At 68.3% G+C, this 13,241-nt stretch carries 10 protein-coding genes; 7 read left to right on the top strand and 3 right to left on the bottom strand.

Features of this window, described 5'->3' with window-relative positions; translation table 11 throughout:
• Nucleotides 1-294: 294 nt before the first annotated feature.
• Complete coding sequence (locus HWX31_RS08815) at nucleotides 295-972, bottom strand: DUF2239 family protein (RefSeq protein ID WP_174959099.1); 678 nt, start codon at nucleotides 970-972, stop codon at nucleotides 295-297.
• Between the two features lie 60 nt (nucleotides 973-1,032).
• On the bottom strand, nucleotides 1,033-1,617 hold the full coding sequence (locus tag HWX31_RS08820; RefSeq protein ID WP_415493181.1) for a LysE family translocator: 585 nt from the start codon (nucleotides 1,615-1,617) through the stop codon (nucleotides 1,033-1,035).
• Nucleotides 1,618-2,128: 511 nt separating this feature from the next.
• Here HWX31_RS08820 and HWX31_RS08825 point away from each other — a divergent pair.
• The 4 genes from HWX31_RS08825 to HWX31_RS08840 all read left to right on the top strand — a co-directional run bounded on the left by HWX31_RS08825 (nucleotide 2,129) and on the right by HWX31_RS08840 (nucleotide 8,718).
• On the top strand, nucleotides 2,129-3,499 hold the full coding sequence (locus HWX31_RS08825; RefSeq protein ID WP_174959093.1) for an MATE family efflux transporter: 1,371 nt from the start codon (nucleotides 2,129-2,131) through the stop codon (nucleotides 3,497-3,499).
• An 80-nt stretch (nucleotides 3,500-3,579) separates the two neighbouring features.
• Nucleotides 3,580-5,595, top strand: coding sequence for a pyrroloquinoline quinone-dependent dehydrogenase (locus HWX31_RS08830; protein WP_174959090.1), 2,016 nt, complete (start codon nucleotides 3,580-3,582; stop codon nucleotides 5,593-5,595).
• A gap of 23 nt (nucleotides 5,596-5,618) precedes the next feature.
• Nucleotides 5,619-6,860, top strand: coding sequence for a cupin-like domain-containing protein (locus tag HWX31_RS08835; protein ID WP_155122779.1), 1,242 nt, complete (start codon nucleotides 5,619-5,621; stop codon nucleotides 6,858-6,860).
• Between the two features lie 64 nt (nucleotides 6,861-6,924).
• Complete coding sequence (locus HWX31_RS08840) at nucleotides 6,925-8,718, top strand: carbamoyltransferase family protein (protein WP_174959087.1); 1,794 nt, start codon at nucleotides 6,925-6,927, stop codon at nucleotides 8,716-8,718.
• 106 nt (nucleotides 8,719-8,824) lie between these two features.
• Here HWX31_RS08840 and HWX31_RS08845 read toward each other — a convergent pair whose 3' ends face one another.
• Nucleotides 8,825-9,418, bottom strand: a complete 594-nt coding sequence (locus tag HWX31_RS08845) for a hypothetical protein (RefSeq protein WP_174959084.1) — start codon at nucleotides 9,416-9,418, stop codon at nucleotides 8,825-8,827.
• 430 nt (nucleotides 9,419-9,848) lie between these two features.
• Between HWX31_RS08845 and HWX31_RS08850 the strand changes: the two genes are divergently transcribed.
• The 3 genes from HWX31_RS08850 to HWX31_RS08860 all read left to right on the top strand — a co-directional run bounded on the left by HWX31_RS08850 (nucleotide 9,849) and on the right by HWX31_RS08860 (nucleotide 13,241).
• Nucleotides 9,849-11,396, top strand: a complete 1,548-nt coding sequence (locus HWX31_RS08850; protein WP_174959081.1) for an NAD(P)/FAD-dependent oxidoreductase — start codon at nucleotides 9,849-9,851, stop codon at nucleotides 11,394-11,396.
• Between the two features lie 11 nt (nucleotides 11,397-11,407).
• The gene (locus HWX31_RS08855) at nucleotides 11,408-12,343 is read left to right on the top strand and encodes an aspartyl/asparaginyl beta-hydroxylase domain-containing protein (RefSeq protein ID WP_174959078.1); all 936 of its coding nucleotides are present in this window, start codon (nucleotides 11,408-11,410) and stop codon (nucleotides 12,341-12,343) included.
• 97 nt (nucleotides 12,344-12,440) lie between these two features.
• A complete protein-coding gene (locus HWX31_RS08860; RefSeq protein ID WP_174959076.1) occupies nucleotides 12,441-13,241 on the top strand; it encodes a thioesterase II family protein in 801 nt (266 codons plus the stop codon).

Raw genomic sequence — 13,241 nt, forward strand, 5'->3', positions numbered from 1 at the left:
GGTGACGCGCGGCCTCCGGGCCTGTTCGATCGGCCCGCGATTCCGGCTTGGAAGCCGATATGTCCGGAATACGCCCGATCCGGTTCGGCAAGAGTTAAACATGAGGCCGCGTGGATGTATGTCGTAGAAAACGGGGACGCGGTTCGGGCCGGCGCAGCGGCCGGCAACGCGCGGCCGATTCCGGTTGCCGCGCCGGGCGGCGCGGCAACGATGCCGCGCGTCGACAGATTCGAACAACGAAATGATTTTCGGGTGCCGGACCGAAGCGCGCGAGCGCGTGCGGCGTGCAGCGATTCAGGGTTCGCCGTGCACCGGCCGCCCCGGTCCGTCGAGCGCCAGCGCCGCGGCGTGATCGCGCACGTCGGCCGGCCAATTCGCGATGAGCTTCAACAGGCGCGGCCGGTCGCCGGCGAACAGCGCGCGGACGGCCTCCTCGAATCCGGCCAGATCGCCCGCGATCGCTGCCATGAAGTGATAGGCGCGCGTCTTTGCTTCGTGAGCGGGGCCGATGGCGGCGCGCGCCTGAATGTGCGCCTCGACGAGCTTGCGCAGCGCGACCGACGCGCCGCCGGATTGCGCGGCCAGCCACTCCCATTGGCGCGGCAGCAGCGTGACCTCGCGCGACACCACGCCGAGCTTCGGGCGGCCGCGGCCGCGCCGAGCGCCGAGCAGCGCGTCGGCCGGCGCGGCCGGCAACCCGGCGTCGGCCGCGCCGCCGGGCTCGCCGTCGGATCGCTCGCGCGCCCGCCATGTCGGGGCCGGCGCGCTGAAGCGGCCGCGAATGTCGTGGTCGGAACCACGGAGATCGATGTCGATGGGGCGGCCGCTCGCGTTGTCGATGATCAGGATCGTTCCGGCCGCGCCGCTATCGATCGCGCGCCGTACGGCAAGCGCGACGACCGCGAGCGGTCCGGAGGCGATCCGTCGAAAGCCGTGGAAGCCGGTGTACTCGAAACAGCACGGATTTTTCATCCCGTTGGAATGGATTTTGGGCCGCCGGCGCGGCGGCCGTCTGCCGCGCTGCGTACAGCCTCATCGATTGAATGCCGAATACACGAGCGTGCCGGAGAACATCATCAGCACGATCGACGCGCAGCGCAGCAGCGTCGACGCGCGATGGGCCCAGTTGCGATTCGAGGTCAGCAGGCCGCCGAGGCTGGACCAGCCGATGCCGATCGGCACCAGGACCACGAGGAACACGCCGATCGCGACGGCGAACTGGCTCACCGAGCGGAACGCGGCGAGCGGGAACAGCGTGCTGGCGAACAGCAGCGCCTTCGGATTCATCAGCGTTGCGAAGAACAGGTCGCGACGGCTGACCGGCCCTCGCGCGAGATCATGCAGCCTCGGGCCCTGGGTCCACATCTTCACGGCAAGGTAGAAGATGAATCCGGAGCTGAGCAGCTTGACGCCGATGAACATCCAGTTGTTGCCGGCGGCGAGCGCATGCAGGAAGAAGCCCCATATCGAGATCGCGGTCACGTAGCCCGCCGCTTCCGAGGCGACCAGCGGCCACGTATCGCGAATGCCGGCCTTGAGGCCCGCCGAGAGCAGCAGCGTATTCGTGGGCCCCGGCACGATCAGCACGAGCGATACGTAAAACGACATCTTCAGCATTGCATCCAGGGTGGGCACGATATCTCCTTGGCATGTCGGAACCCTTGCGGCCGTGCACCGTGCCCGGCCGACGCGGACGAACGGTAGCACACGCGCAGCGGCGGCCGCGCGGACATCCGGATTCGCGGAGCCAGCAGGAGTGAACGGCGATGCCGCATGCTGATGTGCGCTGATGCTGCGTCAAATCGCCCGATAGGGAACGGGCGCGCGGAGCGAAAGACGGCCCATTGTCCTTGGAAGGCGAAGCACCATCAAACTGCTAAATTTAGTAGGTCGCCGGACCGACACAACCCGGAACGATTCAGTTAGGATCGCTCAGCCAGACGTCACCCGTCACGTCACATTCCGTATGGACCAGCCGGCGCGCTTGCCGCGCGGCCCCATCGTGCTCCCCGGGGACGAACCGCATGTATCGGCGGGCTCCCGGCGGATATCCGCGCCGGCGTGACGCGCCATTATGTCGAGCCCCCGCCGGGACGCTCATGGAAGTATTCGATAGGGTAACGAAATAATGGAAGGTTTAGTCGAAAATACCGCCGCATTGCCGAAATCGACGATGCGCGAGGCGTTGAAGATCTCGCTGCCGATCATGATCTCGCAGTTCGTCGTGATGATCGGCGGCTTCGTCAGCAACCTGCTGCTGTCGCGCGTCGACGCCACGACGTTCGCGGCCGGCCTGCTCATCAACTCGGTGCAGATGCTGCTGATGACGGTGGTGTTCGGCATGCTGTTCGCGCTGAGCCCGCTGATCGGCCACGTGAAGGGCGAAGGGCGCGAGCCGGAGCGGATCGGCCACCTGTTCTCGGCGGCGCTCGTGGTCGCGATGCTGCTGTGCGTGCCGACCATCGTCGCGCTGCTGTTCATGGGCCCGATCCTCACGGCGCTGCACCAGCCGCCCGAGCTCGTCCGCGCCTGCATCGGCTTCTTCCGCATCTACGTCTATTCGCTGCCGGCGGTCGGCATCATCTCGGTGTGCGTGCAACTGCTGCTCGGCATCCTGAAGCAGGCGCTCGTGCTGCTCTACAGCCTGTGCAGCCTGCTGCTGACGACGCTGCTCGGCTACCTGCTGATCTTCGGCAAGTTCGGCTTGCCGGCGCTCGGCCTCGACGGTCTTGCGTGGGCGCAGTCGATCACGGCCTGGGCCGCGGCGCTGGTGCTAGGCGGCTTCGTGCTGACCCACGGCAGCCATCGTCCGTACGGACTGCTTGCGATGCGCGGCGAGCCGGTCAGGCAGGGGGTGACGCGCATCGTCAAGGTCGGGTTTCCGATTTCGGTGCAGATGGGCAACGAGATCCTGTCGTTCTTCGTGACGACGGTCATGGTCGGCTGGCTCGGCATCGCCGCGCTGAACGTGCAGCAGGTCGCGACGCGCTACCTGCTGCTGCTCGTGATCCCGATCGTCGGCCTGTCGCAGGCGGCCACCGTCGTATCGAGCCGGCACTTCGGCGGCGGGCGGCTCGGCGCCGTGAAGCAGGTGGGCGATGCCTACACGCGCATGGGCGTGGTCTATTCGCTGATCGTGCTCGCCGCGTTCGCGCTGGCGCCGAGCCTGTTCGTGCGCGTGTTCGTCGCCGACACGCCGGAGAACGCGGGCATCTATCACACGCTGTCCATCATCCTCGTGCTGATCGCGATCGGGCAGATCTTCGACGCCGCGCGCAATACGCTGACGGGCGCGCTGCGCGGCCTGCAGGACACCAAGTTCCCGATGAAGGTCAGCATGATCCTGATCTGGCCGGTGGGCGTGCCGCTCGCCTACGTGATGGGATTCACGCTCGATTGGGGCCTCGTCGGCATCACCGTCGCGCACGACATCGTCATGGTGATCGGCGCGGCGATCCTCTGGCAGCGCTGGAGAAACCGCTTCCCGCGACACGGCTGACCGCCGTCGCCGCGCACCGCGCGGATCGTCGCCGGGCGCCGGGCATGTCGTCCGGCCGTGGAGGCTCACTGGAGGCATCTATGGCAACGAAATCGACGCTTGCGGGCGTCGCGATACGGCTCGCCGCGCTGCTCGGCGGCGTCCTCACGAGCGGCGCGTCGCAGGCGGCGCCCGGCTACGGCGGCGAGGTCGAATGGCCGCACTACGCGGCCGATCAGGCCGCGTCGAAATACCTGCCGGTCGACCGCATCAACCCGGGCAACGTTCATCGCCTGGTCCAGAAGTGGGTGTGGGAGTCGCCCGACAACGCGATCGTCGCGCAGGCGAACGCGGGCGGCATGAAACTATGGCCGAATGCGAACGAGGCGACGCCGCTGATGGCGGGCGGCCGGCTCTACGTGATCACGTCGCTCAGCGAGATCGCCGCGATCGACGCGGCCACCGGCAAGACGCTGTGGGTCTTCAACCCGAAGAGCTACCTGGCCGCCGACGGCGTCACCTTCGCCTATCCGCCGAACATCGGCTTCGTCCAGCGCGGCGTGTCGTACTGGAAGCACGGCGACGTCGAACGGATCTTCTTCGCGACCGGCAGTGCGCTGCTGATCGCGCTCGACGCGCGCACCGGCAAGCCCGACAGCACGTTCGGCAGCGGCGGCGTGGTCGACCTGAAGCAGGACCTGCGCCGCAGCGTGTCGCAGACGCTGTACGGCATGAGCTCGCCGCCGATCGTGTGCGGCGGCGCCGTGATCGTCGGCTCGAACATCCTCGATTTCCCGCTCGCGCAGCCGATGGCGCCGGGCGACGTGCGCGGCTTCGACCCGCGCACCGGCCAGTTGCTGTGGACCTTCCACACGGTGCCGGAGAACGGCGAAACGGGCGCGTCCACCTGGGTCGCGAACGACAACGTGAGCAGCGGCGGCGCGAACGTCTGGGCGCCGATGAGCTGCGACGGCGAGTCGGGCATCGTCTACCTGCCGGTCAGCACGCCGTCGAACGACTACTACGGCGGCAAGCGGGCCGGCGACGGCTGGTTCGGCGACAGCCTGGTCGCGCTGCGCGGGCGCACCGGCAAGCTGGTCTGGAACTACCAGCTGATCCACCACGGGCTGTGGGACTACGATCCGCCCGCGGCGCCGACGCTGTTCGACGTGCGGCGCGACGGCCGGCTCGTGAAGGCGGTCGCGCAGGTCTCGAAGCAGGGCTTCGTGTACGTGTTCGACCGCACCAGCGGCAAGCCGGTCTGGCCGATCGTCGAGCGGCCGGCGCCGCCGTCGACGCTGCCCACCGAGGCGGTGTCGCCCACCCAGCCGACGCCCACCCGGCCCTTGCCGTTCGACCGGCAGGGCGTCACCGACGACGACCTGATCGACTTCACGCCGGCGCTGCGCGCCGAGGCGCGCGCCACCGTCGCGAAATACGTGCACGGGCCGCTCTACACGCCGCCGTCGGTCGACCAGACGGCCACGGGCGGCACGCAGGGCACGCTGATGATGCCGGGCAACGTCGGCGGCAGCAGCTGGGCGGGCGCCGCGTACAGCCCCGAGACGGGCTACCTGTACGTGCCGTCGGTGACCAAGCCGTCCGTGATCGGGCTGTTCCCGTTCTCGACGGAAACCTATGCCGGCGTGCCGCAGATGCTGAAGATGCCCGACGGCCTGCCGATCTCGAAGCCGCCGTACGGCCGGCTGACGGCGATCGACATGCGCACCGGCGACCACGTCTGGATGCGCCCCGTCGGCCGCGGCCCGGTCGACCATCCCGCACTCGCGGGGCTCAGGCTCGGGCCGCTGGGGTGGGATCGCCGCAGCTTCTTCATCGCGACCAGCGGCCTGCTGTTCGGCACGCAGGAAGGGATCGTCACCGCGAACCCGACGCAACTGAGCCGCACCACCACGCTGAACCTGATCAAGAACGACGACGCGTACCTGTGGGCGCTCGACCCGCGCACCGGCCGGACGCTGCTCGAATTGCCGATGCGGTACGGCAACGCGTCGGGCTCGCCGATGACTTACGTCACCGACGACCGGCAATACATCGTGGTGCCCGTCGGCGGCGGCGGGAATCCCGCGCGGCTGGTTGCATACGGTTTGCCCTGAAGCCTGTTACGAAGGAGGACATCGTGCTGACCACCAAGTCACGTACCCACGTTCGACCCGAGTTGTCGCTGTTGCTGCGTTCGCTCGGATCGCGCCTGGCGCAGGCGCGCCAGGCGATCGATCCCGCGCGGCTGGACCAGATCCTCGCCCAGCCGCACCTGTCCGAATACGAGCCGCGCCAGGTCGTGCACGGCCTCGAGCGGTGCGAGGCGGCGCGGCATCGCTACCAGCAGCGGCTGCTCGCGCGGACGATCCTGCAGGATCACCACTACGAATGCGACGCGATGGCCGCCGATTGCGACGAGATCTTCGCGGCGATCGCCGGCGAGAATCCCGTCGCGTCGGCCGTGCCGCTGCCGCGCGTCGATTTCCGCACGATCTCGCCCGACGCGTTCTACGAGAACTACGTGCGCCGCCCGCATCCGGTCGTGATCGAGAACGTCGGCCACGACGCGTCGTCCTACCATCTCGACGCGCTCGTCGAGCGCTACGGCGACGACATCGTGCCGATGATGCGCATCGACACCGGCGAGAACTACGAGGGCCCGCTCGCGGAACTGCTCGAGGGCAAGTCGTACCTGGCCAACAGCGACCGGCTGTTCGTCGATCATCCCGAGCTCGAGCAGAACCTGTACTCGTCGTCGTTCGCGCCGTACACGAAGATGACGCGCATCTCGTCGCAGCTGTTCATCTCGAACGGCGGCGCGGGCAGCCCGTCGCACTTCGGCAAGATCGCGAACACGTTCTACCAGCTCGAGGGCGTGAAGGTGTGGAGCCTCGTCGATCCGGCCTTCCTCTATCTCGTGTATCCGCTGCTGCTGCCGGGGGATGCCGTCACCGCGCTGCACTGGCAGGACGAATCGGATCACGAGCGCTGCCCGCTGTTCCGCTTCTGCCCGCGCTACGAAGCCGTGCTGCAGCCCGGCGACGTGCTGTGGAATCCGTACTACTGGTTCCATTCCGTCAAGAACCGCACCAAGCGCAGCGTGGCCGTGGCGGACCGCTGGTTCGGCGTGCCGGGCAAGGACTTCCTGAGCCCGGCGCCGCTCTACGACTTCGCGTCCACGCTGTGCCCGCAAAGCGTGGACGTCGATACCTACGTGCAGTGGATGCAGATCCAGCAGAGCGTCACGAAGCGCAAGATCCCGTGGTACGAGCGCGTGTCGCACGGCCGCCGCTACCGGGCGTTCGATTCCGCGTACAACGCCGCCGCCTTCGGGCTGCAGCCGCCGGACCTGAGCCGCGGCGTGTTCAACCACGACTGATCCGTTTCCCGGCGGCGGCCGCGAGCGCGGACGCCGGCCATCGAACCTTCACGGGGGCTTCACGATGAAGCGCAACTACATCGGGCTCGGCACGAGTCCGCACGATCCGTCGCTCGCGATCGTCGATTCGCGGGGCCAACTGGTGTTCGCCGAGGATTCGGAACGCTATCTGCAGAACAAGCGCGCGTGGTGCAGCCCGCCCGACGATTTCATCCGCATCGGCAAGCTGCTCGGCGAATACTGCGAGCCCGACGCGGAATTCGTGATCGTCGGCAGCTGGCGCGAGAAGTTCTTCAAGCGCCTGCACTTCTTCTCGTTCGGCCCGCTCAAGGGGCTGATCCGGCGCAAGATCGGCGCGGACAATTTCGACATGCTGCGCTGCATCGCGAGCTATGCGAACCCGCGCCACGGCATCAACACCGAGGCGCACCTGCAGCGCGTGTTCGGCCGCCGGCCCGTGATCCATCGCGAATACGAGCACCACCTGACCCACTCGGCGGCGGCCTGTTTCGGCAGCACGTTCTCCGATGCGGTCAGCGTCGTGATCGACGGGCTCGGCGAATCGACTTCGTGCAAGGTGTTCCATTTCGATCGCGGCGTGCATCGCGAGATCTCGACCAAGCCGTCGCAAGGCAGCTTCGGCCAGTACTACAGCCTGCTCTGCGAGCTGTGCGGGTTCGACCCGATCGGCGGCGAGGAGTGGAAGGTGATGGGGCTCGCGCCTTACGGCAAAAAAAGCGACCGCTACTACGGCCTGCTGCGCAGCCTGCTCGACGTGGACGACCTGCGCATCCGCGAAGGGCGCCGCGCCGCGGCCGCGATCGGCGAGCTCGTGAAGCTGCGCCGCACGCGCGGCCAGCCGGCGCTCGATTTCGCCGATCTCGCGTACACCGGGCAGCTCGTGTTCGGCGAATTCGTCGACGAACTGCTGGCCAACGCGCATCGGCGCGGCCTGTCCGACAACCTCGTGCTGTCGGGCGGCTGCGCGCTCAACTCGGCCTACGTCGGCAGTCTCGCGGGCCGCGGGCCGTTCAGCCGCAGCCACGTGTTCTGCGCGCCGGCCGACAACGGCAATTCGGTCGGCGCGGCGTGGCTCGCGTATCACGCGGATCATCCGGGCGCGTGGCAGCCGCGCGCCGAGGTGCAGTCGCCGTACGTCGGCAGCCGCCTGTCGGCGGACGCGCTCGGCAAGCTGCTCGAATACGGCGGCTTCGACGCGCAGCGCATGCCCGACGCGGACGCGCTGTGCCGGCGCGTCGCGACCGAGCTGAGCGAGGGGAAGATCGTCGCGTGGGTGCAGGGCCGCGCGGAATTCGGCCCGCGCGCGCTCGGCAACCGCTCGATCCTCGCCGACCCGCGCGATCCGGACGTGAAGGAGCGGATCAACGCGAAGGTGAAGTTCCGCGAGGAGTTCCGGCCGTTCGCGCCGTCGATCCTCGCCGAGCACGCGCACGCCTATTTCGAGCACGCTTGCGATACGCCGTACATGGAGCGCGCGCTGCGCTTCCGTCCCGAGATGGCGCCGCGCGTGCCGGGCGTCGTGCACGTCGACGGCACCGGCCGCCTGCAGACCGTCAAGCGCGAGCTGAACCCGCGCTACCACGCGCTGATCGACGCGTTCCACGCGATTACCGGCGTGCCGATCCTGCTCAATACGAGTTTCAACGTGATGGGCAAGCCGATCGCGCATTCGGTCGAGGATGCGATCGCGATCTTCGCGACGAGCGGCATCGACGTGCTCGTGCTCGACGACGTGATCGTGCGCAAGGGGCCGGCGCGGCGCGCGGCGGCGCCGGCGCAGCGCGACGACGCGCACGAGGTGCACGAGGTGCATTCACCGCTGGCGGTCGGCGACTAGGACCAGGCCGGCGGCCCGGCCGGCCCGGCGAGCGAGGGCCGGCCGCGTGACGTTCGCCGGCCGCTTCGCGGCCGCGCCGTGCCCGCCGCCCGCCGCCGGCAACCGCTCAGTTGCCGGCCGGCTTGTCGGCCTGCTCGCGCGCGAGCCGCAGCTTGTCGCGCAGGCGCTGCCTGGCTTCCGGGTCCTTCGGCTTGACCCAGTCCCGGCCGATCCGCTCCCAGTCCGGGTCGTTCGGGTCCAGGCCGATGTCGATGATGTGCGGCGCCTGCGCGAGGAAGCAGTGGCCCTTGAACTGCAGCAGGTAGAAGCCGCGATGCGTGTCGAGATACTCGCGCGCGTCCTCGTAGGTCGGGAACCAGACGTTCAGGTTGAATTCGCTCGCGTTGAACTTGTAGAGCTCGGTATCGGCGAAGTCGTCGTCGGCTTCCTGTTGCGCGCGCAACTGACGGTTCAATGCCGGCCAGTCGTCGTGCCCCGCCTCGCGCGCCAGCAGGTCGAGATACTTGCCGGCCGGCAGCGCGTGCAGCCGCTTGCGCAGCAGCGCGTCGTCGTCGGCGCTCAGTCCGACGTGCTCGCGCAGGCGCTGCACGACGGGATGCCGTGCGAGCCCGCCGGAATCGTCTTCGAGCGCCTGCTTGACCGCTTTTTGCAGGCGCGCGGCCTGCAGCCGGTATTTGTCGATGGGACTGATGGTCTTCATGGTGGTGTTCCGGAATGACGGGTTGCATCGACGATGCCCGCGCCGCACGCACGCACGCACGCATCGCGCGCGCGTGTCGCGCCCGGCCGATCGGGTCGATTCGGAATGGAACCATCTGCGCGTGCCGGCTGCTACTCGGAAATTTAGTAGGTATTCCGATTGGTGTTTCGATGGTTAAGATGATTTGCGAGGCGGATCGATCAAGCAGCGTCGATGGCGAAGCGGGTTTCGTCATCGTCACCGCGCATCCCGTTGCGAACGCGCCTCGCCCGGCAGGCCATTGCGCCTCAGTGTGCCGGACTCGTGTGAATCAATCATGTCGCGCCCGGGTCGCGCTCCCCGGATCGAATGCGGATCGGGTCGCACGGGCGGCCGGCCGTCATGAGCCTTTTTCGTCATCGAATTCGAACATTCAAGGATGGAGGCGTGGATGGAGGCTGATGTCGCAATCATGGGGGGTGGGTTGGCGGGCCTGTCGCTGGCGCGTCAGTTGCGGCTCGAGAAGCCGGACATCCGCATCGTCGTGCTCGAGCGCGGCAAGCGTCCCGCGCAGGAGGCGAGCTACAAGGTCGGCGAGTCGAGCGTGGAGGTGGCCGCGCACTACTACGGCGAGCGCCTGAAGCTGAAGGATCACATCGACGCGGCGCAACTGCCCAAGCTCGGCCTGCGCTTCTTCTTCCCGCACGGCGACAACGGCGACGTCACGCAACGGCTCGAGATCGGGCCGAGCGACTATCCGACGGTGCCGAGCTACCAGCTCGACCGCGGCCGCTTCGAGAACTTCCTGCACGACCAGGTGGTGGCCGACGGCGTGACCGTGTTCGACCGCGCCCGCGTGCAGCGCGTCGAGCTGCGCCCCGGCGATCGCCACGAGATCGGCTTCGTGCACGGCGACGAGGTCAGGACCGTCACCTGCCGCTGGGTGGTCGACGCGGCCGGCCGCAGCAAGATCCTCAAGCGCAAGCTCGGGCTCGAGAAGGACGGCAACCTGCGCAACGGCGCGGTGTGGTTCCGGCTCGGCGCCGAGGTCGACATCTCCGACATGAGCGACGACCCCGAATGGCGCGCGCGCACCGGCCCGTCGCGGCGCTTCAGCACCAATCACTTCATGGGGCCGGGCTACTGGGTCTGGTTCATTCCGCTCGGCTCGGGCTCGACCAGCGTGGGCATCGTGTTCGACAACACGATGCACAACGTGAAGGAAATGAACTCGTTCGAGAAATCGATGAACTGGCTGCGCGAGAACGAGCCGCAGTGCGCGGCGCTCGTCGAGCGCTATCGCGACACGCTGCAGGATTTCCTCTGCTACCAGGATTACTCGTACAGCTGCAAGCAGGTGTACTCGGCGGATCGCTGGTGCATCACGGGCGAGGCGGGCGTGTTCATCGATCCGTTCTATTCGCCGGGCAGCGACTTCATCGCGTACAGCAACGAGTTCGTCGGCGACCTGATCCTGCGCGACCTGCGCGGCGAGGACATCGCACCGCTCGCGCGCGCCTACGACCGCGTGTTCCTGCAGCTCGCCGAGATCGTGTTCATGCTCTACGAAGGGCTCTACCCGAAGTTCGGCAACGGCTTCGTGATGACGCAGAAGATCCTCTGGGACAGCGTGATCTATCTCGGCGTGACGTGCCTGCTGTACTTCAACCGCAAGTGGCACGACCTCGCGTTCCTCGGCCGCATCGACACCGAGCTCGCGCGCTACAACGACCTGCTGCGCTCCGTGGCCGACCACTTCAAGCGCCAGCCGATCCTGCACGACGCGTCGCTGGCCGGCGAATACGTCGACCTGACCAAGACCTACCTGTTCGGCCGCAACCTGAACCGGGAACTGCTGATCGAGTACACCGACGACGACGCGCTGATCGCGAAGCTGCGCGAGAACATCGGGCTGCTCGAGGAGCTGGCCGTCAGCATCCACAACAACGTCGACATCTCGCGCAACCTCCAGCCGCTGCGGGCGGCGGAACCCGCGTGAAAGGAGGGGACATGTCGCCGTTCGAGAAAAACCTGACCCTGCGCAGGGCCGTGCTGAACGTGATGAAGCAGGGGGGATGCTACCGGCGGATCATGGACGGCGGCCCCGAGCTCGACCGCGTGAAGGAGTTCCTGCTGCGCATGGCGCTGCCTGAGCACGGCGAGCGCCTGCCGAAGCAGCATCCGACCTTCCTGCCGATCTTCCCCGGCCTCGACAACCGGCCGATGCGCAGCCCCGAGGGCGACCCCGTCGCCGACTACCTGCGCGCGGCGACGCCCGCGATCCGCGACGAGGCGCTGCGGCTGCGCAGCCGCGTGCTGTCGTTTACGGGCGGCGTCGTGACCGACGGCGCGTGGCTCATCTATCCGCTCTGGTACATGGGCACGCAGCTGCCGTTCATGACCATGCACTGCCCCGAGCTGAAGCGCATCGCCGCCGGGCTGCCGCGCTGCGGCGTCGCGCATCCGTTCTCGGAGGCGCTGCTGTCGTGGCAGGAGCCGAACACCCATCTCGGCGCGCACTGCAGCGTCGATTCGCTGCGCCTGCGCTACAGCGTCGGGATCATCGTCGACGCCGACTGCACGCTGCGCGTCGGCGAGATCCGCAAGCAATGGCAGGTCGGCGAATCGATCGTGTTCGAGGACTGCTTCGAGCACGAGGCGTGGAACGGCCCGAAGAGCCGCCTCGTGTTCATCATCGACACGTGGCATCCGGACCTCAGCGAGATCGAGCGCGACGCGCTGCAGGCGATGTTCCGCAAGCGCGAGGTGCGCGACATCCTGTGCGAGTTCCGCATGTCCGAGCCGATGCGGCCGTTCCTCGCGCAGCGCTTCGCCGAGGAGGATCGCGATCCGGCGCTGCGGCGCTACTGGGATGCCGACGCGTCGATCACGGCGCCGAGGATCGACGACTGGGGCACCTGGGACACGGTGCCGGTGTTCTCGTAACGCGCGGCCCGCGCGCGGCGCCCGCCGGCGCCGCCGCGGAACGGTTCGATGTGCGTGCCGCCGCGGCGTAGCGGCGGCCCGGAGTGGGGAGCGTCTGATGGCTGGTCAGGATATCCATGCTTGGTTTCATGCGCCGATCGATCCGGCGCCGGGCCTCGCGCCGCGGGCCGCGCTGGTCTGCTTCCCGTATGCGGGCGGCGGGCCGTCGGCCTATCACGCGTTCTGCCGCGCGCTGCCGCCGCACCTGCGGCCGCTGGTGGCGCGGCTGCCGGGCCGCGAGGCGAGCCGGCAGATGCCGCCGCTCACCGATCTCGACGACATCGTCGCGCACCTGGCCGATGCGCTGCGCCCGGCCGTGGGCGACCTGCCGATGGTGTTCTGGGGGCACAGCATGGGCGCGCTGGTCGCGTTCGAGGTGGCGCGCCGGCTCGGCGGCGAGGCCGGCCCGCGCTGCCTGATCGTGTCGGGCTGCAAGGCCCCGCAGTTGCCGCGCGTGCCGCGCCCGGTGCCGGTGGAAGCCCTCGACGACGCGCGTTTCGTGCAGCTGCTGCAGGGCTACGGCGGGATGCCGTCGGTGATTCTCGACAATCCGGACCTGCTCGCGCTGCTGCTGCCGCAGATCCGCGCCGATTTCATCGCGATGGACGGCTATCGCTACCGGGCCGGCGCGCCGCTCGAATGCGACCTGCTGTGCGTGAACGGCACGTCGGACCATCTGGTCGGCCGCGATGCCGCGCGCGCGTGGGCCATGCAGACGTCGCGGCACGCCGCCTGCGAATGGCTGCCGGGCGGGCATTTCTTCATCAACGAAAGCCGCGCGGCGCTGGTGCGGCTGATCGTCGATGCCGTCGAGGATGGCGTCGTGCCGTCCGATGCGGCGCTGACCCGGGGCGCATGA

The organism is Burkholderia ubonensis, assembly GCF_902833085.1.
GTDB lineage: Bacteria > Pseudomonadota > Gammaproteobacteria > Burkholderiales > Burkholderiaceae > Burkholderia > Burkholderia ubonensis.